Origin of the sequence: Rhodothalassium salexigens DSM 2132 (assembly GCF_004341375.1) — a bacterium.
Classification (GTDB): Bacteria; Pseudomonadota; Alphaproteobacteria; order Sphingomonadales; family Rhodothalassiaceae; genus Rhodothalassium; species Rhodothalassium salexigens.
This window is the reverse complement of record NZ_SLXO01000002.1, coordinates 25,663-52,392: the sequence shown is the minus strand read 5'-3', so window position 1 is coordinate 52,392 and position 26,730 is coordinate 25,663. Positions and strand designations below refer to the sequence as shown.

General features: G+C 71.1%; 25 protein-coding genes and 1 other RNA gene. 18 read left to right on the top strand and 8 right to left on the bottom strand.

Annotated features, from left to right (window positions below; translation table 11 throughout):
* Positions 1 to 48 precede the first annotated feature (48 nt).
* From zwf to eda, 5 genes are all read left to right on the top strand, one after another.
* Entirely contained in the window at positions 49 to 1,527 is a 1,479-nt protein-coding gene (gene zwf, locus EV659_RS02695; protein ID WP_132707232.1) for a glucose-6-phosphate dehydrogenase, read from the top strand.
* A 62-nt stretch (positions 1,528 to 1,589) separates the two neighbouring features.
* Positions 1,590 to 2,300: a 6-phosphogluconolactonase gene (gene pgl / locus EV659_RS02690; RefSeq protein ID WP_132707230.1), complete on the top strand. Its 711-nt coding sequence runs from the start codon at positions 1,590 to 1,592 to the stop codon at positions 2,298 to 2,300.
* 47 nt (positions 2,301 to 2,347) lie between these two features.
* Positions 2,348 to 4,174 (top strand): phosphogluconate dehydratase, encoded by a 1,827-nt coding sequence (edd, locus tag EV659_RS02685; protein ID WP_132707228.1) that lies wholly within the window; start codon positions 2,348 to 2,350, stop codon positions 4,172 to 4,174.
* 17 nt (positions 4,175 to 4,191) lie between these two features.
* On the top strand, positions 4,192 to 5,187 hold the full coding sequence (gene glk, locus EV659_RS02680) for a glucokinase (RefSeq protein WP_132707226.1): 996 nt from the start codon (positions 4,192 to 4,194) through the stop codon (positions 5,185 to 5,187).
* 48 nt (positions 5,188 to 5,235) lie between these two features.
* Entirely contained in the window at positions 5,236 to 5,931 is a 696-nt protein-coding gene (eda, locus tag EV659_RS02675; protein ID WP_132707225.1) for a bifunctional 4-hydroxy-2-oxoglutarate aldolase/2-dehydro-3-deoxy-phosphogluconate aldolase, read from the top strand.
* A 102-nt stretch (positions 5,932 to 6,033) separates the two neighbouring features.
* Here eda and EV659_RS02670 read toward each other — a convergent pair whose 3' ends face one another.
* From EV659_RS02670 to tkt, 3 genes are all read right to left on the bottom strand, one after another.
* Positions 6,034 to 7,221 carry a phosphoglycerate kinase gene (locus tag EV659_RS02670; protein WP_132707223.1) on the bottom strand — a complete coding sequence of 396 codons (1,188 nt, stop codon included), beginning with the start codon at positions 7,219 to 7,221 and terminating at the stop codon, positions 6,034 to 6,036.
* Between the two features lie 8 nt (positions 7,222 to 7,229).
* On the bottom strand, positions 7,230 to 8,237 hold the full coding sequence (gene gap, locus EV659_RS02665) for a type I glyceraldehyde-3-phosphate dehydrogenase (RefSeq protein WP_132707221.1): 1,008 nt from the start codon (positions 8,235 to 8,237) through the stop codon (positions 7,230 to 7,232).
* A 99-nt stretch (positions 8,238 to 8,336) separates the two neighbouring features.
* On the bottom strand, positions 8,337 to 10,334 hold the full coding sequence (gene tkt, locus EV659_RS02660; RefSeq protein WP_132707219.1) for a transketolase: 1,998 nt from the start codon (positions 10,332 to 10,334) through the stop codon (positions 8,337 to 8,339).
* A gap of 275 nt (positions 10,335 to 10,609) precedes the next feature.
* On the opposite strand from tkt, the gene EV659_RS14625 reads away from it, so the two are divergent.
* From EV659_RS14625 to EV659_RS02615, 11 genes are all read left to right on the top strand, one after another.
* A complete protein-coding gene (locus tag EV659_RS14625; RefSeq protein ID WP_165878667.1) occupies positions 10,610 to 11,158 on the top strand; it encodes a hypothetical protein in 549 nt (182 codons plus the stop codon).
* Positions 11,133 to 11,435, top strand: coding sequence for a cell division protein ZapA (locus EV659_RS02655; protein WP_165878666.1), 303 nt, complete (start codon positions 11,133 to 11,135; stop codon positions 11,433 to 11,435). The genes EV659_RS14625 and EV659_RS02655 overlap by 26 nt, the downstream gene beginning before the upstream one ends.
* Before the next feature lie 13 nt (positions 11,436 to 11,448).
* Positions 11,449 to 11,608, top strand: a non-coding RNA gene (gene ssrS / locus EV659_RS15190) — 6S RNA.
* Positions 11,609 to 11,772: 164 nt separating this feature from the next.
* Positions 11,773 to 12,423, top strand: a complete 651-nt coding sequence (locus EV659_RS02650; protein ID WP_132707217.1) for a 5-formyltetrahydrofolate cyclo-ligase — start codon at positions 11,773 to 11,775, stop codon at positions 12,421 to 12,423.
* 40 nt (positions 12,424 to 12,463) lie between these two features.
* Entirely contained in the window at positions 12,464 to 13,279 is an 816-nt protein-coding gene (locus EV659_RS02645; protein ID WP_132707215.1) for a TIGR00282 family metallophosphoesterase, read from the top strand.
* A gap of 333 nt (positions 13,280 to 13,612) precedes the next feature.
* The gene (locus EV659_RS02640) at positions 13,613 to 14,365 is read left to right on the top strand and encodes a YebC/PmpR family DNA-binding transcriptional regulator (protein WP_132707214.1); all 753 of its coding nucleotides are present in this window, start codon (positions 13,613 to 13,615) and stop codon (positions 14,363 to 14,365) included.
* An 86-nt stretch (positions 14,366 to 14,451) separates the two neighbouring features.
* On the top strand, positions 14,452 to 15,270 hold the full coding sequence (locus EV659_RS02635) for a DUF4336 domain-containing protein (RefSeq protein ID WP_132707213.1): 819 nt from the start codon (positions 14,452 to 14,454) through the stop codon (positions 15,268 to 15,270).
* Between the two features lie 7 nt (positions 15,271 to 15,277).
* A complete protein-coding gene (gene ruvC / locus EV659_RS02630) occupies positions 15,278 to 15,784 on the top strand; it encodes a crossover junction endodeoxyribonuclease RuvC (protein ID WP_132707212.1) in 507 nt (168 codons plus the stop codon).
* The gene (gene ruvA / locus EV659_RS02625; protein WP_132707210.1) at positions 15,781 to 16,422 is read left to right on the top strand and encodes a Holliday junction branch migration protein RuvA; all 642 of its coding nucleotides are present in this window, start codon (positions 15,781 to 15,783) and stop codon (positions 16,420 to 16,422) included. Before ruvC ends, ruvA begins: the two co-directional genes overlap by 4 nt.
* 274 nt (positions 16,423 to 16,696) lie before the next feature.
* Complete coding sequence (locus EV659_RS02620; protein WP_132707209.1) at positions 16,697 to 17,770, top strand: diacylglycerol/lipid kinase family protein; 1,074 nt, start codon at positions 16,697 to 16,699, stop codon at positions 17,768 to 17,770.
* Entirely contained in the window at positions 17,767 to 18,690 is a 924-nt protein-coding gene (locus tag EV659_RS02615; protein ID WP_132707207.1) for a hypothetical protein, read from the top strand. The genes EV659_RS02620 and EV659_RS02615 overlap by 4 nt, the downstream gene beginning before the upstream one ends.
* On the opposite strand, the gene spt is transcribed toward EV659_RS02615, so the two are convergent.
* The 5 genes from spt to EV659_RS02590 form a co-directional block, all read right to left on the bottom strand.
* On the bottom strand, positions 18,656 to 19,897 hold the full coding sequence (gene spt, locus EV659_RS02610) for a serine palmitoyltransferase (protein WP_184409785.1): 1,242 nt from the start codon (positions 19,895 to 19,897) through the stop codon (positions 18,656 to 18,658). The genes EV659_RS02615 and spt overlap by 35 nt on opposite strands.
* Positions 19,894 to 20,181, bottom strand: a complete 288-nt coding sequence (locus tag EV659_RS02605) for an acyl carrier protein (RefSeq protein WP_132707661.1) — start codon at positions 20,179 to 20,181, stop codon at positions 19,894 to 19,896. Before EV659_RS02605 ends, spt begins: the two co-directional genes overlap by 4 nt.
* 163 nt (positions 20,182 to 20,344) lie before the next feature.
* Positions 20,345 to 21,289: an NAD-dependent epimerase/dehydratase family protein gene (locus EV659_RS02600; RefSeq protein WP_165878665.1), complete on the bottom strand. Its 945-nt coding sequence runs from the start codon at positions 21,287 to 21,289 to the stop codon at positions 20,345 to 20,347.
* Positions 21,290 to 21,398: 109 nt separating this feature from the next.
* Entirely contained in the window at positions 21,399 to 23,252 is a 1,854-nt protein-coding gene (locus EV659_RS02595) for an AMP-binding protein (RefSeq protein WP_132707204.1), read from the bottom strand.
* A 364-nt stretch (positions 23,253 to 23,616) separates the two neighbouring features.
* Positions 23,617 to 24,522, bottom strand: coding sequence for a DMT family transporter (locus tag EV659_RS02590; RefSeq protein WP_165878664.1), 906 nt, complete (start codon positions 24,520 to 24,522; stop codon positions 23,617 to 23,619).
* 177 nt (positions 24,523 to 24,699) lie between these two features.
* Between EV659_RS02590 and EV659_RS02585 the strand changes: the two genes are divergently transcribed.
* Positions 24,700 to 25,350 (top strand): regulatory protein RecX, encoded by a 651-nt coding sequence (locus EV659_RS02585; RefSeq protein ID WP_132707201.1) that lies wholly within the window; start codon positions 24,700 to 24,702, stop codon positions 25,348 to 25,350.
* Between the two features lie 73 nt (positions 25,351 to 25,423).
* Positions 25,424 to 26,446, top strand: a complete 1,023-nt coding sequence (locus tag EV659_RS02580; RefSeq protein ID WP_132707200.1) for a zinc-dependent alcohol dehydrogenase family protein — start codon at positions 25,424 to 25,426, stop codon at positions 26,444 to 26,446.
* Positions 26,447 to 26,730: the final 284 nt, after the last annotated feature.

Here is a 26,730-nt window from a genome sequence, read left to right as displayed (position 1 = left end):
TTGCGCCCGCCGCCCGGCCGTCCCCGGGCCGCCAGCCAAGGAGCGCCAATGCCGTTCGACCTTCCCCGCGCCTGCTGCCTGATCCTGTTCGGCGCCACCGGCGATCTGGCCCGGCGGATGCTGTTTCCCGCCCTCTATCACCTGCACCGCGACGGCTTTCTGCCCGACGATCTGACGGTCATGGCCAGCGCGCGCTCGGAGATGGATGCGGCCGGTTTTCGGGCCCGGGTGTCCGAGGCGCTGCACGCGTTTCTGCCCGATGACGACTTTGACCCGGCGGTCGAGGCGGCGTTTTTGGCGCGCGTCCACTACACGCCCGTGGACGTGGGCGACCGGGCGGCGTTCGCGCGCCTGGCGCGTGGGGTGGCGGCCCTGGCGCCGCGCGACAAGGTGGTGTTCTTGTCCACCGGGCCGGCGCTTTATGGCTCGATCTGCCAGCATCTGGGCGCGGCCGGGCTGGTCGACGCCCGCACCCGGGTGATCCTGGAAAAGCCCATCGGTCACGATCTGGAAAGCTGCCACACGGTCAACCGGCAGGTCGGCGCGGTGTTCCGCGAACCCGATATCTTCCGGGTCGACCATTATCTGGGCAAGGAGACGGTGCAGAACCTGTTGGCGCTGCGCTTCGCCAACGCGTTGTTCGAGCCGCTGTGGAACGGCACCCATATCGACCATGTGCAGATCACCGTGGCCGAGACCGTGGGCGTCGAGGGCCGGGCGTCCTATTATGACGGCGCCGGCGCGCTGCGCGACATGGTGCAGAACCATATGCTGCAATTGCTGACCCTGGTCGCCATGGAGCCGCCGTCGGACCTGGACGCCGACGCGGTGCGCAACGAAAAGGTCAAGGTGCTGCGTTCGCTGCGGCCGCTGACCCATGGCGATGTGGGCGCCAAGACGGTGCGCGGTCAGTACGCCGCCGGCGCCATCGACGGCGCGCCGGTGCCCGGCTATCGCGACGAGGGCGAGCGCCAAGGCTCCGACACCGAGACCTTCGTGGCCCTGCGCGCCGATATCGACAATTGGCGCTGGAAGGGCGTGCCCTTCTATCTGCGCACCGGCAAGCGGCTGCCCCGGCGCTACAGCGAAATCTTCATCCAGTTTCGCGCCGTGCCGCATTCGATCTTCGCCAGCCAGGGCAGCGACCCGCTGCTGCCCAACCAGTTGGTGATCCGCCTGCAACCCGAAGAGACGATCCGGCTGCAGATCATGAACAAGATCCCGGGTCTGGACCACGACCGCGCCATGCGGCTACGGTCATTGCCGTTGGATCTGTCGCTGAGCGCCGAGTTTCCGGGCCAGCGGCGTCGCATCGCCTATGAACGCCTGCTTCTGGACGCGATCAAGCATAACACCACGCTGTTCGTCCGGCGCGACGAGGTGGAACAGGCCTGGGCCTGGGTGGACGGCATTCTGGACGGATGGGCCCGGGCAGGCGAGGGCCCGGCGCCCTATGCCGCCGGCACCTGGGGGCCGTCGGCCGCCATCGCCTTGACCGAGCGCGACGGTCGCACCTGGCATGACTAGCCGGGCGGCGGCGGTCCGGTCGGCGGCGCGCTTGGCACGGGCGGGGCACGAACGAGGAGCCGATGGCAGCAGCAAGACGGCAATTCGCCAGCCGCAAGGACCTGTTTCAAACCCTGCGCGAGACGGTGCTCGACCGTTTGCGCCACCGGCTCGACGCCGACGGCCGGGCGTCGCTGGTGTGCGCCGGCGGGTCGACGCCGCGCATGCTCTACCCCAAGCTGTCGGACGCCAAGATCGACTGGGCCAATGTCTGGGTCACGGTGTCGGACGAGCGGCTGGTGCCGGCGCACCACGACGCCTCGAACGAGAAGATGGTGCGCCTGCGGCTGCTCCAGGACCGGGCGTCGGAGGCCCAGTTCGTGCCGCTGATCTCTACCGAGCGCCACCCGCGCGACGCCGAACAGGCGGTCGAGGCGGGCTTGGCGACCATGCCGCAGCCGTTCGCCGTGACCTTGCTGGGCATGGGCACCGACGGTCATACGGCGTCGCTGTTTCCCGGCGACCCCGACCTCAAGCGCGGCCTCGACCCCGAGACCGAGCACAATGTCAAGGCGGTGATCCTGAAGACCCCGCCGGCCGACGCGCCGTTCCCGCGCATCACCATGACCGCGCGGGCGTTGCTCAATTCCGACCTGGTGATCGTGTTGATCGTCGGCGAGGACAAGCGCGCGGTGATCGACCGGGCAATCGCCGGCGAGGCGGTCGACGAGATGCCGATCCGCGCCATCCTGCATCAGAACCGGGCCAATGTGGAGGTGTTCTGGGCGCCTTGACCCGGCGTGCACGCGCGCACCGCGTGCCTGGATAGGGGAGCGAGACCATGCATCCGACCGTCGTCCAGGTGACCGAGCGTATCGAGCGCCGTTCCAGCCCCGACCGGCGCGCCTATCTCGACCGGCTGGAGGCGGCGCGGGCGGCCGGGCCGGGGCGTGGCCGCCTGTCGTGCGGCAACCTGGCCCACGGCTTCGCCGCCTCGCCCGACACCGACAAGCTCCGGCTCAAGGTGGAGGAACGGCCCAACCTGGCCATCGTCTCGGCCTATAACGACATGCTGTCGGCGCACCAGCCGTTCGCCCGCTTTCCCGACCTGATCAAGGCGGCGGCGCGCGAGATGACCGCCACCGCCCAGGTCGCCGGCGGCGTGCCGGCCATGTGCGACGGCGTCACCCAGGGCCAGCCGGGCATGGAACTCTCGCTGTTCAGCCGCGACACCATCGCCATGGCCACCGCCGTCGCGCTCAGCCACAACATGTTCGACGCCGCCCTGTGCCTCGGCGTGTGCGACAAGATCGTGCCCGGCTTGTTGATCGGCGCGCTCGCCTTCGGCCACCTGCCGGTGATCTTCGTGCCCGCCGGTCCCATGCCCTCGGGCCTGCCCAATGCGGAAAAGGCGCGGATTCGCAAGCTGTTCGCCCAGGGGCAGGTGAGCCGCGACCAGTTGCTGGAGGCCGAAAGCCGATCCTATCACGCGCCCGGCACCTGCACCTTCTACGGCACCGCCAATTCCAACCAGATGATCATGGAGGTGATGGGCCTGCACCTGCCGGGCAGCGCCTTCGTCAACCCCAACACGCCGCTGCGCGACGCCCTGACCGCCGAGGCGGCGCGCCAGGCGTGCCGGATCACCGACCGCTGGGGCGACGATTATCGCCCGCTGGGCCGGGTGGTCGACGCGCGCGCCATCGTCAACGCCATCGTCGGCCTGCTGGCCACCGGCGGGTCGACCAACCACACCATGCACCTGACCGCCATCGCGCGCGCCGCCGGCCTGCGCATCACCCTTGACGACTTTCGCGACCTGTCGGCGGTGACGCCGTCGCTGGCCCGCATCTATCCCAATGGCGAGGCGGACGTGAACCATTTCCACGCCGCCGGCGGCATGGGCTTCCTGGTTCGCGAACTGCTCGACGCCCGGCTGTTGCACCGCGACAAGCTGGTGGTCATGGGCGAGGATCTGGGCGCCTACACGCGCGAACCGGGGCTCGACGGCGACCGGGCGGAACTGGTCTGGCGCGCCGCCCCGGCGCACAGCGGCGACCCGGACGTGCTGCGCCCGACAGCGCAACCGTTCCAGCCCACCGGCGGCTTGCAGGTGATGGCGGGCAATCTGGGCCGCGGCATCATGAAGGTGTCGGCGGTGGCGCCCGAACATCGGGTGGTCGAGGCACCGGCGCGGGTGTTCGCCACCCAAGGCGATTTCGAGGCGGCGTTCAAGGCCGGCGCGCTCGACGGGCCGATGGTCGCGGTGATCCGCTTCCAGGGCCCGCGCGCCAACGGCATGCCCGAACTGCACAAGCTGACCCCGCATCTGAGCGTGTTGCAGGACCGGGGCTGCCCGGTTGCCCTGGTCACCGACGGGCGCATGTCGGGTGCCTCGGGGCGCGTGCCGGCGGCGATCCATGTGACGCCCGAGGCCGCCGCCGGCGGGCCGCTGGCGCGGGTGCGCGACGGCGATCCCATGCGCGTCGACGGCGAGACCGGCCGGCTCGACGTGCTGGTGCCGGCGCAGGAGTTGGCCCGGCGCGCCGATGCCGAGCCGGACCTGGCCGCCAACGGCTTCGGCCTGGGGCGGGAACTGTTCGCCGGCATGCGGCGCACGGTGTCGGACGCCGAGGCCGGTGCCAGCGTGCTGTTCCCGGACGGATAGGGGAGAGGGAGACGGCGATGACCGCGCCCGCCTTGATCGCCGACATCGGCGGCACCCATGCGCGCTTTGCGCTGGCCCAGGCTCAAGACGCCGGCACCGCCCGGTGCCACCGGGTGGCGACGTTTCGATGTGCCGATTTTCCCGGCATCGCGGCGGCGGTGCGCGCCTATTACGACCATGCGGGCGTGACCGAGCGGCCACGGGCTGCGGTGCTGGCGGCGGCCGGGCCGGTGCACGACGGGGTCATCGACCTGACCAACCATGTCTGGCGCGACAGCCTCGACCATATCGCCGCCGTACTGGATATGGACCGGGTGATCGCGATCAACGATTTCGAGGCCGTGGCCCATGCCGCCGCCGTGCTGCCCGACGCCGCCTTCGTCGACCTGGGCCAGGTGTCGCCGCCGGCCCAGGCGTCGCGCAAGCGGGTGTTCGCGGTCACCGGGCCGGGCACCGGGCTCGGCGTGGCGATCCTGGTTACCGGGCTTGGCGAGCCGGTGGTGGTGGCGACCGAGGGCGGCCATACCAGCTTTGCGCCGCAAACCGAGCGCCAGCGCGAGATCGCGCGTTTTCTGGCCCACGATTATGCCCGGCTGAGCGTCGAGCGGCTGCTGTCCGGGCCGGGGCTGGTCAACATCCACCGCGCGCTGTCGGCGCTGCACGACCAGGACGCGCCCGACCTGCGCCCCGACGACGTCACCCGGCTGGCGTTCGAGGGCGACGATCTGTGCCGCGCGGCGCTCGACGAATTCTACGCCATCTTAGGCTGCTTCGCCGGCGATCTGGCGTTGATGACCGGCGCGCGTGCGGGCGTGGTGTTGGCCGGCGGCATCCTGCCGCCCCTGGCGCGCGACCTGGCGGCCAGCGGCTTTCGCCGGGCGTTCGAGGACAAGGGCCGGTTTTCCGCCTATACCCGCGCCGTGCCGACCCGGCTGATCGTCGACCCGCAGCCGGGGCTTGCCGGCGTCGCCGCGGTGGCGCAGCGCTATCTGGCCGCCCATGATCCGGCCTGAGCCGCGCCGGTCCTCTGCCGTCGCCCCTCGCTCGCAAGGAGAAGCCCGATGCCCGCCCCCGCCCCGCCGCCCAAGCCCGCCCTGAAGCTGTCGGCCGGCGAGGTGCTCAATCGCTGCCCGGTGATCCCGGTGCTGACCGTCGAGCGCACGGCCGATGCGGCGCCCTTGGCCCGGGCGCTGGTCGCCGGCGGCTTGAGCGTGCTGGAGGTGACCCTGCGCACGCCGGTGGCTGAACGCGCGATCACCGCCATGCGCGCCGCCGTGCCCGACGCCCTGGTCGGCGCCGGCACCGTGCTGACCCCGGCCGACCTGGACCGCGCCCAGCGCGCCGGCGCGCAGTTCGTGGTGTCGCCGGGGCTGACGCCGGCGCTCGAAGCGGCCGCGCGCACGGCGCCCGTGGCGCTGATCCCCGGCGTCGCCACGGCGGGCGAGATGATGAAGGCGGCGGACGCCGGGTTTGCCCATCTGAAATTCTTTCCCGCCGCCGCGGCGGGCGGGGTCGCGGCCTTGCAGGCGCTGGCCGGGCCGTTGCCGGGCGTGCGCCTGTGTCCCACCGGCGGCATCGGGCCCGACAGCCTGGCCGACTATCTGAGCGTCGCCACGGTGGCGTGCGTGGGCGGCTCGTGGATGGTGCCCAAGGCGGCGCTCGACGCCGGCGATTTCCAGCGCATCACCGCGCTTGCCGCCGATGCGGTGGCGCGCGCCGAGGCGGCGCCGGGCCCGGGACGGCGCCGCCCCACATAGAGGCCCCAACGGCACGGGGCGGCGGCGCGACATCCCCAAGGGGTCGCACCGCCGCCCCGTCCTGGTCTCAGCGATGGCTGAGGGTCCGGCGCGCCCGGTGTCTCAGAGCCGGATCGCCGCCACGCCGGGCAGGGTGCGGCCTTCCATCCACTCCAGGAACGCGCCGCCGGCGGTCGACACATGGCTGAACGCGGTCTTGACCCCGGCGTGGGCGAGCGCCGCCACGGTGTCGCCACCGCCGGCCACCGACAACAGCGAGCCGGCTTCGGTGCGCGCGGCGGCGGCTTGCGCGACCGCGTTGGTGGCGGCGTCGAACGGCGGCACCTCGAAGGCGCCCAGGGGGCCGTTCCAGACCAGCGTGCGGATTTCGGCCAGCACGGCGGTCAGGGCGGCGACGCTGGTCGGCCCGATGTCGAGGATCATCTCGCCGTCGTCCAGGGCGTCCACCGGCACCGTGCGGGTGTCCGCATGGGCCTTGAACGCGCGCGCCACCACCGCGTCGACCGGCAGGTGCAGCGTGCAGCCCGCAGCCTCGGCCGCGCGCTCGATGGCGCGGGCGGTGTCCAGCAGGTCGTGCTCGCACAGCGACGCCTTCACGTCGATGCCGCGCGCGGCCAGGAAGGTGTTGGCCATGCCGCCGCCGATGATCAGATGGTCGACCTTGTCCACCAGATGTTCGAGCACGGCGAGCTTGGTCGACACCTTGGCGCCGCCGACCAGCGCGCCGACCGGGCGTTCGGGTGCGGTGAGCGCCTTTTCCAGCGCCGCCACATCGGCTTCCATGCCGAGCCCGGCGGCCGCCGGCAGATGGTCGGCGATGCCGGCGATCGAGGCGTGCGCCCGGTGCGAGGCCGAGAAGGCGTCGTTGACGAACGCGTGGCCCAAGCCCGCCAGCGCCTGGGCGAAGGCGGCGTCATTGGCCTCTTCGCCCGGATGGAAGCGGACATTTTCCAGCAGCACCACCTGGGCGCCGTTGGCCAGGGCGCGCTCGGCCGGTTCGCCGACACAGTCGTCGGCGAAGGTCACCGTCTCGCCCAAAAGCCGGGCCAGGGGCTCGGCCAGGGGCTTCAGGCTCATCTCGGGCACCCGACGGCCCTTGGGGCGGTCGAAGTGCGACAGCACGGCGACCCGGGCGCCCTTGGCGCGCAGGCTGCGGATCGAGTCCGCCGCCTGGCGCAGCCGGGTGTCGTCGGTCACCCGGCCGTCGCTCATCGGCGCATTGAGGTCGGTGCGCAGCAGCACGGTCTTGCCGTCCAGCGCGCCCAGATCCTTGATGGTGCGAAAGCTCATCGCCGCCCTCACGCCTTGGCCAGGGCCACCGCGGTGTCGGCCATGCGGTTGGAAAAGCCCCATTCATTGTCATACCAGCTCATCACCCGCACCAGGCGGCCATCCATCACCTGCGTCTGGGTGATGTCGACGGTGGAGCTGGCCGGGTCGTGGTTGAAGTCCACCGACACGTTGGGCTGGTCCTCATAGCACAGGATGCCCTTGAGCGGGCCGTCCGACGCCGCCTTGACGATCGCGTCGTTGATTTCTTCGACGGTGACGTCGCGCGGCGTGTTCACCTTCAGGTCGACCATGGAGACGTTGGGCGTCGGCACCCGGATCGCCGTGCCGTCGAGCTTGCCGGCCAGTTCCGGCAGCACCAGACCGACCGCCTTGGCCGCCCCGGTCGAGGTCGGGATCATGCTCAACGCGGCGGCGCGGGCCCGGCGCTGGTCCTTGTGCAACGCATCCAGAATGCGCTGGTCGCCCGTATAGGCATGAATAGTGGTCATGTAACCGCGCTCGATGCCAACCGCCTGATTGATCACATGGGCCACCGGGGCCAGGCAGTTGGTGGTGCACGACGCGTTGGAGACGATCTTGTGGTCGGGGCTGATCTGCTGGTGGTTGACGCCATAGACCACGGTCAGGTCGGCATTCTTGCCCGGCGCCGAGATCAACACCTTCTTGGCGCCCGCGTCCAGGTGCAGGGCGGCCTTGTCGCGATCGGTGAACAGGCCGGTGCACTCCATCGCCACGTCGACGCCCAAGTCGCCCCAGGGCAGCTTGGCCGGGTCGCGCTCGGCGGTGATGCGGATCGCCTTGCCGTTGACCACGATGGTGTCGCCCTCGGCGGTGACGGTGCCGGGGAAACGGCCGTGCACGGAATCCCGGCGCAGCAGATAGGCGTTCATGTCCGCGTCGCCCAGGTCGTTGATGCCGACCACCTCGATATCGGTGCGGCCCGATTCCACAATGCCGCGCAGCACCAACCGGCCGATCCGACCGAAGCCGTTGATGGCAACCTTCACCGTCATGTTCTCGTCTCCTTGACCACAAATAAGGGGGGCGGAGGCCCCGGGATCGCCCATCTTTCCCGGGGCCTTTGGTCCGCTGCCGGGGGTTCGGCTTCGCTTCTACAGCCGGGCCGTCACCGCCTCAACCACCGCGTCGGGGGTGAGGCCGAAGTGGCGGTAGAGGTCTTTGTAGGGGCCCGACGCGCCGAAGCTGTCGATGCCGATGGTCAGGCCGTGGACGCCCACATAGCGTTCCCAGCCCTGGGTGCTGCCGGCCTCGATCGACACATAGAGCCGTGCGTCGTGACCCAGCACCTCGCCGCGATAGGCGCCGTCCTGGGCGTCGAAGCGCTCGGTGCACGGCATCGAAACGACCCGCGTACCGACGCCCTTGTCCTCCAGGATGGCGGCGGCGTCCATGGCGATCTCCACTTCCGAGCCGGTGGCGATCAGGGTCACCACATGGGTCGTCGTCTCCTCGCGCAGCACATAGCCGCCGCGCGCCGACAGATTGTCGTCGGTGTGGATGCAGCGTTGCGGCGTCAGGCCCTGGCGGGTCAGCGCCAGCACCGACGGCCCGTCGGTGCGTTCCAGCGCCGCCTGCCAGCATTCCGCCGTCTCGACCGCGTCGGCGGGGCGGAACACATGGCAGTTGGGCAGCACGCGCAGGCTCATCAACTGCTCGATCGGCTGGTGGGTGGGGCCGTCTTCGCCGAGGCCGATGGAATCATGGGTCAGCACATAGACCACCCGCTGGCCCATCAACGCCGACAGCCGGATCGCCGGCCGGGCATAGTCCGAAAAGACCAGGAACGTGCCGCCATAGGGGATGAACCCGCCATGCAGCGCAATGCCGTTCATGGCCGCCGCCATGGCGAATTCGCGCACACCATAATGGATGTAGCGGCCGGAGAAATCGTCGGGCGTCACCGGGGCCAGCGCGCCGGTCTTGGTGTTGTTCGACCCGGTCAGGTCGGCCGACCCGCCGATGGTCAGGTCGAGCGCCTGGTTGATCACTTCAAGCACCGCCTGGCTCGCCTTGCGGGTCGCCACCTTCTCAGGGGTCTCCGCCTGGGCGCGCTTGTAGCCGGCGATGGCGTCGGCGAGGGCCGCGCCGGTCTCGCCGGTCTGCCGGCGCTCGAAATCGGCGCGGGCGTCCTGGGGCAGGGCTTCCAGGCGCTCCGACCAGGCCCGCGACAGGGCAGCACCGCGTGCGCCCACCGCGCACCAGGCGTCGCGGATCGCATCGGGGATCTCGAACGGCGGATGGTCCCAGCCGAGCTTGGCGCGGGCATGGGCGATCTCGGCCTCGCCGAGCGGCGCGCCGTGGGCGGCGGCGGTGCCGGCCTTCTTGTCGGCGCCGAAGCCGATGGTGGTCTTGCAGGCGATGATCGACGGCCGCGGGTCGGCCTTGGCGGCGGTCAAGGCCCGGTCGATGGCGTCCGGGTCGTGGCCGTCGATCGCCTGGGTGTGCCAGCCATAGGCGGCGAAGCGCGCCATCTGGTCGTCGGAGACCGCCAGATCGGTGGCGCCGTCGATGGAGATGCCATTGTCGTCGAACAGCACCACCAGCTTGGACAGCTTCATATGCCCGGCCATCGACGCGGCTTCGTGGCTGATGCCTTCCATCAGACAGCCGTCGCCGGCGATCACATAGGTGTGGTGGTCGGCGATGGCGTCGCCGGTGCGCGCGGCTTCCAGCCGTTCGGCCATGGCCATGCCGACGGCGGTGGCGAGCCCCTGGCCGAGCGGGCCGGTGGTGGTCTCGACGCCCGGCGGCTCATGGGCCTCGGGGTGGCCGGCGCACGGGCTGCCCAACTGGCGGAAATTCTTGATGTCGTCCAGCGTCGGCCGCTCATAGCCGGTCAGGTGCAGCAGCGCATAGAGCAGCATCGAGCCATGGCCCGCCGACAGCACGAAGCGGTCGCGGTCGGGCCATTGCGGCCAGGCCGGGTCGAATTTCAGGTGACGGGTGAACAGCACCGTGGCCACGTCGGCCATGCCCATCGGCATGCCCGGATGGCCGGATTGGGCGCGTTCGACCGCATCCATGGACAGGGCTCGGATCGCGTTGGCCAGATCCGCGTGGCTGACGCCGGCGGGCAGTGTGTCGGTCATGAAAAATATACCCAAGGTCTGCGAGAAGGGCTGTCAAGATGGCGAGACGCGCCGGGACCGTCAAGCGACCGCCCGGCCCGGGCACCCCACCATAGGCCCGGGTTGAAAAATCGCGACGCCCCGCCCCGATCCGCGCGCTCAGCGCGGCGATGCGGCGACGGCCGACGGTTGTGCCGTTCGGTAACTGTGCGCGGCGATGCCGAATCGGCGCCATTGACCGGAGCGCGGGCGCGACCATAGGGTGCGCGCAGTCAGGTTTGTTTTAAGGTGTGGGGATGGCGGACGAAGACGTTGAACGCTTCGGCGCGGCGACCGACCGGTTGCGCGCCGCGCTGTCGGCTTTGGAAGGGCTGGTCGAGGCGACCGCCGAGCGGCTGGCCCGCGAGGCCGGCTTGCGCGCCCGGGTCGACGAGTTGGAGGCGGCGGCGGCGAGCCTGGAGGCCGAGCGCGACGGCGTGCGCGCCGAGCGGGATCGGTTGGCCGGCGAGCGCGACGATCTGCGCCGGCAACTGGCCGATCAGGGCCGCGAAGTGGGCCGCTTGACCGCCGAGAAGGCCGCCCTCGACCGCAGCCGGGCGGCGGCCGAACAGCGCCTCGACGCGGTGATCGCGCGGCTGGAGGACAGTCTGGGCGAAGCCGCGGCGGCCGAGGCACGCGCAGCCCCCGATGCGGTGTCCGAGGCCGATGGCGAACCCGAGGCTGCGCCCCAGACGGCCGCCGAGGAGACCTCCGAGACGGCGCCTGAGCCCACGGCCGGGTCCGAGCCTGCGTCAACCCCGGTGCTGGAGGAAGAGGGTCATGGGACAGATCACACTGCACGTTAACAACCGGCCCTACACGCTCGCCTGTCGCGACGGCGAGGAGGCGCAACTGGTCTATCTGGCGGCCTATGTGGACGACCGGATCAACGAGTTGATCCAGAAGGTGGGCCAGGTGGGCGAGGAGCGGCTGTTGTTGATGACCGCGCTGTTGCTGGCCGACGAGATGCAGGAGATGCAGCGCGGCTATGGCGTGGTCAATGCCGACGATGCGGCCGACAAAGTGACCGATGCCGCAAGATCGGTCGAGGCGCTGGTTGAACGGCTGCGCCAGGCATCCTAGGTAGAGGGCTCGGCGGGTGCTGCCCGGTGCGTGACGGCAGCTTGGTCCCCGGGGCTATACGCTCTCCGAGGGAGCTGTCCCTGCGCCGGCTCGTGGGCCGGAACAAACGGCGCCCACCTGACTTGTCAGGTTCCGGAGGACAACAGAGTCCGCACGGCCATGGCGGCCCCGCCACCGCCCATTCCGCCGCCTCAGCCCCCGCGCCTTGGGGGCCGGGCCGGTACCGCGCGACGGCGACGCTGTTTCCAGCGGCGGTGCCGCTGTCTCAAGTTGTTTCGTCCGAGACGATATTTTGATTGTCCGAGACGAGATCCTGTCGAAAGTTTGGCCGTCGCCCATGACCGCGCCGTCTTCTCACCAGATCGCCGAGGCCAAGGCGGCCCTGCGGCCGTTCGCCCGGGCTCAGCGCCAGGGGGCGGCCGACGCCGCCGGGGCCGATGCCGCCGACCGCATGACCGGCCACGCCTTGGCGTTCCTGGGGCGCATCGGGCGGCTCGCCGACCCGCCGTCGGCGGCGGCCGCGCCGGTGGTCGCCGGCTATTGGCCGACCCGGGGCGAGATCGACCCGCGGCTGTTGCTGCGCGACCTGGACCGGCGCGGCGTTGCCACCGCCCTGCCGGTGGTGGTCGGGCGCGGGCAGCCGCTGGTGTTCCGCCGCTGGGCGCCCGGCGACCCGGTCGAGCCCGGCACGTTCAAGGTGCCGGTGCCGCCCGCCGACGCGCCCGAGGTGCGGCCCGACGTGCTGTTGGTGCCGCTGTTGGCGTTCGACACGCGCGGCTATCGGCTGGGCTATGGCGGCGGCTTTTACGACCGCACGCTGGCGGCGCTGGCCGACGACGGGCGCGCGTCCAAGCCATTGGCGCTCGGCCTGGCGTTCGCCGCCCAGGAGGCGACCAGCGTGCCCCACGACATGTGGGACGTGGCCCTGCACGCGATCGCCACCGAGACCGGCGTCCATGTGCCCGACCCGGCGGCGCTCGCCCACTGAGCGCGCGCCCTTGAAGGATTGACGAGGAAGGAGACCGCCGGTGCGGCTGTTGTTTTTGGGCGATCTGATGGGCCGGGCCGGGCGCACGGCGGCGATCGAGGCGGTGGGCGGGCTGCGCGCATCGCTGAAAGCCGACATGGTGGTGGTCAATGGCGAGAATGCGGCGTCGGGGTTCGGCATCACGGGGAAGATCGCCGATAGCCTGTTCGAGGCCGGCGTCGACGTGATCACCGGCGGCAACCACAGTTGGGACCAGAAAGAGGTCATGGGCTATATCGGCGGCGAGCCCAGGCTTTTGCGCCCCGGCAATTTCCCCGACGGAACGCCCGGTCGCGGTGCCGGGGTGTTCACCGCCACCAGCGGCGCCAAGCTGTTGGTGGTCAATGTGATGGGCCGGGTGTTCATGGACCCGCTCGACGATCCGTTCGCCTATGTGGACCGGGTGCTTGCCCGCCACCCGCTCGGCGGCGCGGTCCAGGCGGTGTTGGTGGACGTGCACGCCGAGGCCAGTTCCGAGAAGATGGCCATGGGCCATTTCTGCGACGGCCGGGCGAGCCTGGTGGTCGGCACCCACAGCCATGTGCCCACCGCCGACGCGCAGATCCTGCCCGGCGGCACCGCCTATCAGACCGACGCCGGCATGTGCGGCGACTATAATTCGGTGATCGGCATGGACAAGGCCGAGCCGGTGCGCCGTTTCACCCAGAAGACCCCCGGCGTGCGCTTCAGCCCGGCGTCGGGCGAGGCGACCGTGTGCGGCGTGTTCGTCCAGACCGACGACCGGACCGGCCTCGCCACCCGGGTCGAGCCCGTGCGCCTCGGCGGCCGGCTCGCCGAGGCCCGGCCGGCTCTCTAACCCATCCCGCTCACCGGCCGCTCACCCGGCTATCGCCATGTCCCCGCCGCTGTCGGCGGAAATCCGACCGGGTCGGGCGGTTGGGCTGGTCGGGTGCCGGTCGCCGGTGCTGGCCATCGGGCGCCGGCGGTGCAGGGCGGGTGAACGGTTCGGGCTCGGCCGCTTAGGGGCTTGGGCGCGGGCGAGAGCACCGCGTTCGCCGTGTGGGCCACCAAACCCTTTTGACCTGACGCCCGCTTGGGCTAGAACACGGCGCAACTTTTCGCCCCGGTCGCGCGGCGCCGCGCGATCGTGTAGGCTTGTTCCCATCGTCAAGGAAAGGAAAAGGCAGCCATGGCCGGCCATTCCAAATTCAAGAACATCATGCACCGCAAGGGCGCGCAGGACGCCAAGCGCGCCAAGATGTTTTCCAAGCTCGCCCGCGAAATCACCGTGGCCGCCAAGATGGGCGCGCCCGACCCGGACATGAACCCGCGCCTGCGCACCGCGATCGCCGCGGCACGCGCGCAGTCCATGCCCAAGGACCGCATCGAACGCGCCATCCAATCGAGCCAGGGCGGCGACGCCGACACGTACGAGGACGTGCGCTATGAAGGCTTCGGCCCCGGCGGCATCGGCCTGATCGTCGAGGCGCTGACCGACAACCGCAACCGCTCGGCCTCGGATATTCGCACCATCTTCTCCAAGAATGGCGGCAATATGGGCGAGACCGGCAGCGTCAACTATATGTTCGACCATGTGGGCCAGATCGTCTATCCCGCCAGCGCTGCCGACGCCGACGCGATGTTCGAAGCGGCGCTTGAAGCCGGCGCCGAAAACGTCGAATCCGACGACGAAACCCACGAAATCTATTGCCCGAACAGCGAACTGCACCAGGTGGCCAAGGCGCTGGAAGAGCAATTGGGCAGCGAACCGCAGTCGGCCAAGCTCTACTGGAAGGCCAAGGACCCCATCGAGGTGGGCGAGGACGACGCCGCCACCCTGCTCAAGCTGATCGACGCGCTCGAAGACAATGACGACGTGCAGGAAGTGTTCGGCAATTACGAGGTCAGCGAGGCGGTGCTGGAAAAACTCAACGCCGCCTGACCGCGCGGCCCGCGCCCGGGCCCCCGCGCCCGTCCGTTACCCCGCCGGCGGGGTGTGCCGGCGCCCCGTGGAGAGGATCGACGCCCATGACGACGGTGACCGAGGCACTGCGCCCCATCGGCCCCGATATCTGGCTGGCCGAAGGGCCGGAGGTACGCTTCTATGGTGTGCCGGTGGCCACGCGCATGACCGTGGTGCGCCTGGCGTGCGGCGGCTTGTGGCTGCACTCGCCGGTCGCGCCGTCGCCGGCCTTGCACGACGCGCTCGACGCGCTCGGCCCGGTGCGTCACCTGGTGGCGCCGAACCGCTTCCACCACGGCGCGCTCGGCGCCTGGGTCGCGGCCTATCCCGACGCGGTGCTGCACGAGGCGCCGGGGCTGGGCGTGCGCCGGCCCGACCTGCGCTTCGACGCCGCCCTCGGCTCCAGCCCCGCCGCCGCCTGGGCCGACACGCTCGACCAGACCATCTTCGGGCCGAGTTGGTACTTTGACGAGGTGGTGTTCCACCACCGGGCCTCACGCACCTTGATCCTGACCGACCTGATCATGAACCTGGACGGCCGCCGCTATGGTCCGGCCTTGCGCTGGCTCGGCCGGCTCGACGGCGCCTTGGCGCCCACCGGCGGCGTGCCGCGCACCTATCGCTGGAGCCTGACCGACCGGGTGGCGGCACGCCGGGTGGCCGAGATGCTGATCGCCTGGGCGCCCGAACGGGTGGTGTTCGCCCATGGCGCGTGGTTCGAACGCGACGGCACCGCGCGCCTGGCGCGCGCTTTCGAGTGGCTGGTCGGCCGCCCCGACGCCCAATCCGGCCCGCGCACCGACGCCAACCCCGACCCCCATCCCGATCACCCATCCGCTGGGCGGTCGCGCGGTCGCGCCTGGCGGCCGGTGGCGTGCGGGTAGGGCGGCGGTGCGGTTGATCGGGCTCGACCCCGGCTTGCAGCGGACCGGCTGGGGGATCATCGAGGCGCGCGGCAGCCGGCTGAGCCATGTGGCCGACGGGGTGATCACGTCGAACGCCGCCGAGCCGCTGGCGCAGCGGCTGGTGGCGCTGTTCGACGGCCTGCAACAGGTGTTGACCGATTGGGCGCCCGACGAGGCCGCCGTGGAAGAGACGTTCGTGAACAAGAACCCGACCTCGACGCTGAAACTCGGCCAGGCGCGCGGCATCGCGCTGTTGGCGCCGGCACTCGCCGGCCTGCCGGTGCACGAATACGCGCCCAACCACGTCAAGAAGGCGGTGGTCGGCGTCGGGCACGCGGCCAAGGACCAGGTCGCCTTGATGGTGCGCACCCTGCTGCCCGGCGTGACGCCCAAGGGGGCCGACGCGGTCGACGCGCTGGCGGTGGCGATCGCCCACGCCCACAGGCGCGGGCGCTCCGGCCTGGGGCTCGGGGCTGCGGGGGCTTGGCGATGATCGCGCGGCTCAAGGGGCTGGTCGACGCGGTCGGCGAGGATTGGCTGATCGTCGACGTGGGCGGGGTTGGCTATCTGGTGTTCGCCTCGGCGCGCACCCTGGGCGCCCTGCCGGGGCTCGGCGAGCCGGTGGCGCTCGACGTGGAAACCCATGTGCGCGAGGACCATATCCACCTCTACGGCTTCACGGGGACGGCGGAGAAGGACCAGTTCTCGCTGTTGACCTCGGTGCAGGGGGTGGGGGCGAAGATGGCGCTGTCGGTGCTGTCGGTGCTGGGCCCGCAGGATCTGGCCGACGCCATCGCCCATGGCGACAAGACCGCCCTGACCCGCGCCAACGGCGTCGGGCCGAAGGTGGCGCAACGGTTGATCAACGAGTTGGCCGACAAGATGCCCGCCTTGCCCGGGTCCATGCCGGGGCTGGCCGGCGGTGCGGGCGGCCCCGGCGGCTCGGCCATGGCCGGCCGGGCGGCGGCGCCGGGCGGCGGGGTGGCCCATGACGCGGTGTCGGCGCTGGTCAATCTGGGGTATCGGCCGGCCGACGCCCAGGCGGCGGTGGCGCGGCTGATCAAGGATGCCGAGCGCGACCCGCCGCTTGCCGACCTGATCCGCCAGGGCCTGCGCGAACTGGCGTCCTAGCCCGCCCCCGTCCGCCCAGCCGGGCGACGCCCGCAGCGGTCATGAGCCCGGCGCCGCGAAAGCCAGCCATGGCTGCCGGGCGGTGTTCCGATCGGGGGTCGGTCGCGGCTGTCGCGGCCCGGGGCTTGCAACCGGCGTCATCTCTGCGTAACCAGACCGTCACGGGCTTGACCCACTGACCCGACCATTGCGGGCCGCGACGACCGCGCCCTCAGGGCGTCGTCGAGGCCCGCGCGCCCGTTGCCCGGCCCGTCCGCTGACCAGAGTATCGTTCATGCTGCAACAACCGATCCGCGAGTGCGGCACCGAGCCCGTCACGCCCCTGTTTGGCGTCCTGTCGAACCCGACCAGCACCCGCAACCGGGCGCATCTGTCGGCGGTGCGGACGGCGGCCGGCGCGCGCTCGCCGGGGCTGCACCGGGCGGTCGACCGGATCGCCGATATCCCGGCGGTGTTGCAAGACTTCGCCCAGGCCGGGGTGACCCACCTGGTCATCAATGGCGGCGACGGCACCATCCAGGCGGTTCTGTCCGACCTGGCGCGGCTGAACCGCCAGCCGGCCTGGCGCCCGGTGATCGCCGTGCTGCCCGGCGGCAAGACCAATCTGGTGGCGCGCAATCTGGGCCTGACCGAGCCGCCCGAGCGGCTGCTGGGTCGGCTGTTCGACCTGGCGGACCGGGGCCGGCTCGACGATCACGTGATCGCCCACCCGCTGATCGAGCTTGACCTGGGCGACGGCCAGACGCCCCATGTGGGGCTGTTCTTCGGCGGGGCTGGGCTGGTCGGCGCGCTGGTCTGGTGTCGCGACAGCCTCTATACCCGTGGCTGGCCCCTGTCGCTGGCGCACGGGGTCGCCTTCGTGACCCTGGTGGGCGGTGCGCTGATCGGGCGCGGCGGCGACTTCCTGCACCGTCCCTTGACCCTGGAAACCCCCGACGGGCGGCGCGCCACCGGCACCTTCATGGTGGCGGTGGGCACCACGCTCGATCGGTTGCTGCTTCGGCTGCGCCCGTTCGACGTCGAGCCGGGCGCCGGCCGCGAACCGGGTCAGACGACCGCAGCCGGCCGGTCGCGCGAGGCGGCGGGGCGGTTGCACATGACCGCCATCGCCAGCCGGCCCGGCGCGATCTTGCGCGCCTTGTGGGCCTTGGGCCCCGGCCGCTTCGGCTGGGGGCGCGGTGTCTATTCGGTCAATGCCGAGCGGGTCTGGCTGCACGACAGCGGCCCGGTGGTGCTCGACGGCGAGATCTTCCACCCGGCACCGGGCGCGGTGGTCACCCTGCGCGCCGGCGCCAGCGTGCCCATGGTGTCGCTCAAACCCCACCACCGGGCGGCCGGCGGGCGATGAGCGCCGATCCCGCCGCCGGCCGATCCGCCGCCGACCCCTTGGTGCACGCGGTCACCGCCCATTGGGACGAGGCCGTCGACCCGGCGATCCGCGTCGCCGCCCGGCGGCTGGCCGAGCGCTATCCGGGCACCGCGGCGGTGGTGTTCTACGGGTCGTGCCGGCGCACCGGCCGCATCGACGGCCAGATGCTCGACTTCTATGTGCTGGTCGACGCCATGGGCGCGGCGCTGCCCGGCCGGCGCGGCCAAGCGCTCGGCGCGCGCCTGGTGCCGCCCAATGTCTATTATTTCGAGAGCGACGAGACCGGCCGCACGGTGCGCGCCAAGGTGGCGGTGATGACGCTGGCGGCCTTTGCCGCCCGGTGCCGGGCGCGCGGCTGGGATACCAGCATCTGGGCGCGCTTCTGCCAGCCCTGCCAGCCGGTCTGGCTGCGCGACGAGGCCGCGCGGGCGACGCTTGCCCAAGCCTGCGCCACGGCGGTGTGCACCATGCTGGCCGAGACCATGGCCCTGGCCGCCGAGCGCTCGGCCGCCGCCCTGTGGAGCAACGCCTTCACCTGGAGCTATGGCGCCGAGTTTCGCGCCGAACGGCCGGGCTGGCGCATGGCGTTTTACGAGCAGGACCGCGCCTATTACGACCGCATCACGCCGCCGGCGCTCGACCGGCTGGGCGCGGACGCCATGGCGGCTGCCCGCGCGCGCCGGCGCTGGCGGCGCCGGGCGGTGACCGGACGGCTGCTGGGCATCGCCCGGCTGATGAAGGCCGCCGCCACGTTCGACGGCGGGCTCGACTATCTGGCCTGGAAGCTTGAGCGCCACAGCGGCGTGGCGGTGGAGATCACGCCGGCCATGCGCCGCCGGCCCTTGCGGGCCGGCGTGCGGCTGTTCATTCGGCTGCGTCGGCGCGGCGCGTTCCGCTGAGGTCGAGCTTGGCCGCCTCGGCGGCGTGGAGGAACGCCGCCACGATGGCGTCGATCTGGTCGGGCCGGTGGGCGGCGCACAGGCTGCAGCGCAGCAGCACCATGCCGAACGGCGTCGCCGGCGGCCGCGCCACGTTCACATAGACGCCGGCGTCGAGCAGCGCCTGCCACATGGCGATGGCGGTTTCCAGGTCCGGCAGCACCACGGCGATGATCGCGCTTTCAGGGCGCTCGGTGCCCAGTTGGAAGCCGGCGGCGCTGAGCGCGCCGTGCAGACGGCGGCTGTTGTCCCACAATTGCTGGCGCTTGTCGGCGCCCCGGGTCTGGATCAGGCGGATCGATTCCGCCGCCGTCGCCACCACGCTCGGCGGCAGCGAGGCGGTGAACATATAGGGCCGGCAGACCAGCCGCAGCACCTCGAACTTGGGGTGGTTGGAGACGCAATAGCCGCCCACCGTGCCGACGCTCTTGGAGAAGGTGCCGACGATGAAATCGACCTGGTCCTCGACGCCCTCGGCTTCGGTGACGCCGCGGCCCCGCTCGCCGATGAAGCCCATGGCGTGGGCCTCGTCCACCAGCACCATGGCGCCGGCATCCTTGGCGACGCGCACCAGATCGGCCAGCGGCGCCCGGTCGCCGAGCATGGAATAGACGCCTTCGAGCACCACCAGCTTGCCGGCCTCGGCGGGCAGGCGGCGCAGCCGGCGCGCCAGGTCCTCGGCATTGTTGTGGCGGAAGCGGACGATGTCGGCCGAGCCCATGGCGCAGCCGTCATAGATGCTGGCGTGGCAGTCGGCGTCCAGCAGGATATAGTCGCCCTTGCCGGCGAGCGTCGAACAGATGCCCAGATTGGCCTGATAGCCGGTCGAAAACACCATGGCATGGGCGGTGCCGTAGAAGTCGGCCAGGCGTTGTTCCAACAGCTTGTGGCCGGCATAGGTGCCGTTGAGCACGCGGCTGCCGGTGGTGCCGCTGCCGAACCGGTCGAGCGCATCATGGCCGGCGGCGATTACGTCCGGATCGAAGGTCATGCCCATATAGTTATAGGTGCCGGCCAGGATGATCGGCCGGCCGTCGACCACCGCTTCGGTCGCCGACACCACCTCGTCCATCACCAGTTCGAACGGGTCGGCGCCGCCATTGCCCAGCACGGCAGCCCGTTCGGCGATCAGATCGTCGAATTTCGAAAACAGATCCAAGACGCCTATCCTTTCAAGATGCTGGCCACTTCGTCGGCGACCTGCTGAACGGTCTCCAGGTCCGGCAACCGGTTGATCGGCAGAATGATGTCGAATTCGTCCTCGATCGCCGCCACTAGATCCATGACGTTGAGGCTGTCCAGATCCAGATCGCCGGCGAAGGTGGTCTGCGGGGTGACCGCCACGCCCTTCTTGTTGAACGGTTCGATCAACGCGCAGATCCGCCGATAGATCTCGTCGGCGGTTGGCGGAGCGGCAGGGGTGTCGGGGCTGGTCGGCGTGGGGTCGGACATGAGGTCGGTCATCCGCTGTCAGGGTCACTGCACTGGGGCTTGGGCATCGCGTCTGGCTTAGCCCCGCGATCGGGTCGGTCGTCGGGGCCGCGTTGCGATCCCATTTCGTCGGTCCCTCAGGGCAGCGCGCATCGGAGCATAAAAACCGCGCGCGCCCCGACGGTCAAGTGTTGGCTGGCGGGTCGTCGGGCAGCAGGCCGGCATGGGTCAAGGTCTCTTTCAGGCCGGCTTCCAGCGAGACGCCGGGCGTCCAGCCGGGAATGGTCGGCCCGCCCCGGTCGGCGGCCGACACCCAGTCGGGGTGGATCGCCTCGCGCGCCTTGCCGGCCGAGAAGAACACCGCCCGCCGGCCGATCCGCCCGAACAGCGTGTTGGCCGAGCCGAGCGCCCAGACGAGCAGGCGCGGCACCGGTACCACCACCGGCTGGCGCGCCACCATCGAGCGCATCAGCGCCGCCACGTCGGCCATGCGATAGCCCTGGTCGTGGCCATCGCCCAGTTCATAGACCGGTTCGGGCAGGCTGGGGCAGGCGAGGGCGGCGTGGATCGCCTCGGCGGCGTCGCGCGCGTGGATCAGCGAGAACCGCCCGCGCCGCCCGGCGGGTGCCGGCAGGAAGCCCGAGCGCCCGGCCTTGAGCAGCCGCAACACCTCCTGGTCGCCGGGACCGTAGATCGCCGGCGGGCGCAGCGCCACCGGCGCCATGGTGGCGGGCAGGCCGGCCCAGATCTGTTCGGCGGCGCGTTTGCTGGCGGCATAGGCCGACAGCCGCGGCGACCGCGCGGCCAGGCTGGAGATCAACACGCAGCGGCGCATCTCGGGCGCGGCCATGCCCACCGCCATGGCCAGGCGCAGCGTGCCCCAGGCGTTGACGGAGAAGAACTCGGCCCGGTTCCAGGCGCGCACCAGGCCGGCATTGTGCACCAGCCCCTGCGCGCCCGCGACCAGCCGGCGCAGCGAGGCATCGTCGTCCATGCGGCCCGGCACCCAGGTGACGCCGGGGCGGTCGGGTTGCGGTCGGCGGGTCAGCGCGCGCACCCGGTAGCCGCTTTGGCTCAGACGGTCGAGGATATAGCCGCCCAGAAAGCCGGTGGCACCGGTCAACGCCACGGTGGCGCCCGGCGGCGGCGGTCCGGCAACCGGGCGGCCGGCCGGTGCCGCCGCCGTAGCGGGCGCCGGCCGGGGCTCGCACGCGGATGTGGTGGGCGGTGGACCGGCGTTAGCTGGCAAGGGCGGAGAGGCCTCCGGCGAGGTATTGCGCCCGCGCCTTGGACCGGCTGAGCTTGCCCGACGAAGTGCGCGGCAGGGTGCGCGGCGGGATCAGCTCGATATTGCAGGCGATGCCGGTGGCGCGCAGGATCTGCTGGCGGACCTCGCGGGCGAACTCGGCCCGCGCCGCCTTGTCGCGCAGCCGGCACTGGACCAGCACGGTGGGCACTTCCTCGGCATTGGCGCCGGGCACCGAGATGGCGGCGATGTCGCCGGCGCGGATGCCGTCGACTTGTTCGGCCGCCCATTCGATGTCCTGCGGCCAGTGATTGCGGCCGTTGACGATGATCATGTCCTTGACCCGGCCGATCACATACAGGCAGCCGTCGAGCAGATAGCCCATATCGCCGGTATCGAGCCAGCCGTCGGCTGACAGCACCCGGCGGGTGCCCTCGGCGTCGTTGAAATACTCGCGCATGACGCTCGGCCCGCGCACGAATACCCGACCGATCGCGCGTTCGGTCAGGGCACGGCCGCGGTCGTCGCGGATTTCGAGCTCGTACTGCGGCAGGGGACGGCCGCAATTGACCACTTCGCGGGTGCGCTTGGGCCCGTGCGCGCCATTATGGCCGTTGTGGCTGCCCATATGGCCGTTGAGCGCACCATGGCCATTATGGTGGCCGTTCGGGTGCGCGGCGTGACCGTTGGCGGCGCTGTGGGCGCCGGTCAGGGTTTGGTCGGAATAGCCTTCGCCGGTGAGGATGCGCTCCTCGACCTCGTCCACCTCGATACCACGGCCGAGCGGCGCGAAGCTGACCGCGAGCGTACATTCGGCCAGGCCGTAGCTGGGCACGAAGGTGGTCGGCTCGAAGCCGGCGCCGGCGAAGGTGGTGCAAAAGCCGCGGATCACGTCGGGCGGGATCATATCGCCGCCGATACCGGCGACCCGCCAGCAGCTCAGGTCCATATCGTCGACACCGCGGTCGCCGAGCCGGCGTGCACACAGATCGTAGCCGAACGACGGGCTGTAGGAGATGGTGCCGCGGTTGCGGGTGATCAGCTTGAGCCACTGCAACGGCCGGCGGGCGAAGTCTTCGGTGGCCATATAGTCGGCCGACACCTGGGCCGCCACCGGGGTCAGCAGCGAGCCCACCAGCCCCATATCATGGTAGAAGGGCAGCCAGGAGACGTTGCGGTCGCCCTCGCGCAGCTTGACCCCGTCCTGGCCGATGCCGGCGCAATTGGCCATCAACGAGCGATGGGTGACCGCGATGCCGTGGGGAAAGCGCGTGCTGCCCGACGAGTATTGCAGATAGGCCAGGTCGTCGGGGCTGGGCAGGCGCAGCGCGGCGTCGGCCGAGGTTTGCGCCTCGAACTGGGCCATGGCGCCGGTAAACGCCACGTCCAGGTCGCGTGCCGCATCCTCCATCAACCCGACCATGGCGTCCGGCCCGATCACCAGGCGCGCGCCGCAACTGGTCACCTGCTGGCGCAACTGGCCCACATAGCCCTCGCGGCCGCCGAAGCTGGTCGGCAGGGGCAACGGCACCGGCAACACCGACGCATATTGGCAGCCCATGAAAGCGACCACGAAGTCCGCACTGGTTTCGGCGATCAAGGCCACCCGCTCGCCCTTGGCCAAGCCATAGTCCACCAGCCGGCGGCCGAACGTCTCGGCCCGGTCGCGCAGATCCCGGTAGGGCATGGACACGGCCAACTCGCCGCGCGCGGAGAAGAAATTGAGCCCTCGTTCACCGGTCGCGGCATAGTCCAGCGCGTCGACCAGGGTATCGAAGTCGGCCACACGACGCGGCAAGGCGTCATGCGTGGGGGTGCCCAGAATATCAGGGAGGGATACGTGCATGTTTACATCAAAACGATCTGTGGCTCCGGCTTGAGTCGCCGTGCCCCGCCGGTTTGGGGGCGGTATGGGGACCGGCGCTCATGTCGGTCTGGACGCCGACAGGATGTTATTCCAAGTTTTCGTGCACCGCGAACAGGCGCCGATGCGTTGGCCTAGTCACGCCGGCTACGTCCCCGCCCATTACCGACTAGCCATGGTGCACGCAAGCCTTTTCTGTCCGTTCGGCGGGGCGTCGGGACGGGTTTGGGGCAGTATTTGCCGGCCCTTTTGGACCCTTTCCACGGTGGCTGTACCCGGCCGGTTCGGCCATTTGACAGAAATGTGAAGCGCCGCGGCGCCGCTTTCGGCCGGTCAGGCGTGACGGTCAGGCGCCGCGCCGGGTGGCGGCGACGCTCAGCAAGACCAGGCCGAGCCCGACCGCCTGGCGTGGTCCCACCGTTTCGCCTAACAGGGCGATGCCGAGCAATGTGCCGACAACCGGCACGAGGAGATTGTTGAACGACACGAACGTGGCCCCGGTGCGGTTCAGCAGCCGGACCATGACGATCGGCGCCAGCCCCGAGGCGAACAGGCCGAGCACGGCGATTGAGGTCACGGCCAGGGTGCCGCCAACCGCGCCCTGTCGCCACAGGTCGACGGCGCCGACGGGCAGGATCGCCAGCGCGGCGAAGACTTGCAGACCCGCCGCACTGACCGGCGCCGGCAGGTGGTCGACGCGGCGCAGGATCAGCCCGGTCAGCGCATAGCACAACGCCGCCCCCAGCACCGCCAGGGCGCGCGGGGTCGGCGGGGCGTCGACGCCGGCGCCGCCCATTAGCACCGCCACGCCGACCAGGCCCAAGAGCGCGCCGGCCAGTCGGCCGGCGTCCACCGGCTCGTCGCGGGCCATGAGCCGGGCCAGCGCCATGGTCCACAGTGGGACGGTGGCGATCAGGATCGCGGTCATCGAACTGGTCACCGCCTCCTGCGCCCAGGCCAACAGGGCGAACGGCAGGACCGCCCCGGTCAGCCCGGCAAGCAGCAGCATCACCAGATCGCCGACGCTGGCCTGTAGATCGCCGACGCTGGCCTGTGGCCGCGGGTCGGCGCGGCGCTGGTGGACGGCGCCGTAGGCCAGCAACGCCAAGGCGCCGACGACGATTCGACCGGCGGTCACCTGAACCGCCGTAAAGCCGTCGAGGGCCAAGTCGGTGAACAGGTATGACGAGCCCCAGAGCAGCGCCAGCGTCGCCAACAGGCCATAATCGGCCGCGCGCGGTCGCCCCGGCATCAGCCGCACCATCCCTGGCGCCCGGCCCGGTACCGAGATCGCAGGCCCCGTCGTTGCGAGGCCAAGGCTTGGGAATGGCCGGCCGATGATGGGCCGGCTTGGGGTCGGCGGGCTTGCGGGCGGCGGCCGGCTCGGGGCACGGTCGGTGCCATCGTCGTTTTCAACTTGAAGAGTGTCATGGGCTCCGATCCGATCGAAACCGATGCCGATGTCAAGGCGCTACTCGACGCGGCTTTTCGCTATCTGGGCCGGTTCGCCGCCACGCGCGCCCGGCTGGTGGCGGTTCTGGCGCGGAAGGCCGACGCTGCGGGCCTGTCCGACGAGGCCGCCGAAACAGCCGTGGCCCGGGTCGTCGCACGCTGCGAGGCGTTGTCGCTGATCGACGATGCCGCTTATGCCGAGATGCGCGCACGCACGCTGGCCGGGCGCGGCAAGGGCGCGCGCGCGATTGCCGCCGACCTGCGCAGCCGCGGCGTCGCGCCGGGGGATGTGGAGGCCGGGCTGGCCGCCCTGCGCGCCGACGCCGGCGGCGACCGCGCGGCCGACCTGAAGGCCGCCGCGACACTTGCCCGGCGCAAGCGGCTCGGTCCGTTTTCGCGGTCCCGGACCGACCGCGCTTCGTCCGCCGGCCGGCCGCGCGCCGACACCCAAGCCGATGGTCGTGCCGAGGCTCGCGCCTTGGGCGCCTTTGCGCGCGCCGGGGTGTCCTATGGTGCGGCTCGCGCGATCCTCGACGCCGCCGACGCCGAGGCGGTCGACGCCCTGATCGACGAGGCTGCAGAACTCGACGGGCCGACCGTGGTGCCCGATGATGCCGACCCGCGATGACGTTTCCGTTTCACGACCCGAAGCAGGATCCCAAGGACGATCCCGCAGACCATCCCCTGGAGGAGGCACGACGATGAAAACATGGGTTCTGGACGGCGGCCTGGGGCTGGCCAACCTGTCGCTCACCGAGCGGCCGGACCCGCGGCCCGGCCCGGGCGAGGTGCGACTGGAGATGGCGGCGGCGAGCCTCAACTTCCGCGACACGCTGGTGGTCAACGGCCTTTACATGCGCGACCAACCGCTGCCGCTGGTGCCGCTCAGCGATGGGGCCGGGCGGGTGGCCGAATTGGGCGAGGGGGTGACCGGCCTGGCCGAGGGCGAGTTGGTGACGCCGGTGTTCAACCAGGGCTGGACCGCGGGCGCGCCCAGTTTCGCCCGGCTGAGCCGCAGCTTGGGCGCCGGCCGCACCCAGGGCGTTGCGGCCGAACAGCTGGTGGTGCCGGCCGCCGCGGTGGTCCGGGCACCGCGCGGCTATACGGCCGAGCAGGCGGCGTGCCTGCCCTGCGCAGGCGTGACCGCTTGGGCGGCACTGGCCGGCGAATTGCCGGTGACGCCGGGTGCCACGGTGCTGATCCAGGGCACCGGCGGGGTTTCCTTGTTCGCGTTGCAGATCGCACGGGCGCTCGGCTGCCGGGTGGTCGCCACCACGTCGAGCCCGGAAAAGGCCGAGACCTTGCGAAGTCTCGGGGCGTCGCACGTGATCGACTACAGGCAGACCCCCGATTGGGGCGGCGCGGTGCGCGCCTGGGCCGGCGGCGAGGGCGTCGACCAGATCATCGAGGTGGGCGGCGCCGGTACCCTTGAACAATCGCTCAAGGCGATACGCATCGGTGGGACCATCGCGGTGATCGGCGTGCTGAGCGGCGCCGAGGTCAAGCTGTCGGTACCGCACATGCTCATGGGCCATGTGCGCCTGCAGGGCATCACGGTCGGCAGCCGCGATCATCACGCCGACTTCGTGCGTTTCATCGAAAACAGCGGGCTGACGCCGGTGATCGACCGCCGGTTCGCGTTCGACGATCTGCCCGGCGCGCTGCAACACATGATCGCGCGCCAGCATGTGGGCAAGATCACCCTGGGCCTCGGTGCCGGCTGACCGGCCGCGGCATCGGTTGCCGGCTCCTGTTGACGCAGCCCCCGCGCGCCTGGCCAGGACGCCCGGCCCGTTCGCTCGGACAGCCCGCGGCCCGTCCGCTGCGGCCGGGCCGGGCAGGCCGGACCGTTGCCGAAACGATCCGGGCCGACGCGGTTTTGTGTCCGCAGCGCGGGGGCTGCCGGCGCCCGGCGTAACCCGCCCGCCCTTGATTCGACGGCCGGCGATGCGTAAAAGCCCCCTGCGACCATCCCGATCCGGCCGCGGTACGCGGGCCCGGGCGTTCC